The sequence below is a fragment of the Marinimicrobium sp. UBA4509 genome (assembly GCF_002388575.1).
Lineage (GTDB): Bacteria > Pseudomonadota > Gammaproteobacteria > Pseudomonadales > Cellvibrionaceae > Marinimicrobium > Marinimicrobium koreense.
In genome coordinates this window covers 3,767-4,247 of the sequence record NZ_DGMV01000030.1, presented here as the reverse complement: position 1 = coordinate 4,247, position 481 = coordinate 3,767, and the positions used below count along the sequence as shown (strand labels likewise).

The window sequence follows — 481 nt, the reverse complement described above, 5'->3', positions numbered from 1 at the left end:
GGATGGGTTCACGGCGTGTCTTGCAACAACACCCCGGGGATCGACCCGGCGCTAGAGGCACCTAAACCACAGGACCATCTACATGACGCCCGACAAAATCCTGCTCCACAAGAAATCCCGCCAACTGGAACTCACCTACGGCGACCAAAACTACCGCCTGGACGCCGAGTACCTGCGTGTCCACTCGCCGAGCGCCGAAGTGCGCGGCCATCACGGTCAGGGCGGGCAACTCCCGTTCGGCAAAAAACAGGTCGCCATTGCCCACATCGAAGCAGCCGGCAACTACGCCCTGCACATCGTTTTCGACGACGGCCACGATTCTGGCATCTACACTTGGGATTATCTGCACGATTTATGTGTCAATAAAGAAACCCATTGGCAGAAATACCTGGACGATTTACACCAACAGGGTAAATCCCGGGATCCCGACACACAGATTGTAAAATTGATGTAGTAGCGGTAGGTCGGATTAGCGAAGCGT

At 55.5% G+C, this 481-nt stretch carries 1 protein-coding gene; it reads left to right on the top strand.

The annotated features are described in order from the left end of the window. Window positions 1-82 precede the first annotated feature (82 nt). Complete coding sequence (locus B3520_RS03710; RefSeq protein WP_123638376.1) at window positions 83-454, top strand: gamma-butyrobetaine hydroxylase-like domain-containing protein; 372 nt, start codon at window positions 83-85, stop codon at window positions 452-454. Window positions 455-481: the final 27 nt, after the last annotated feature.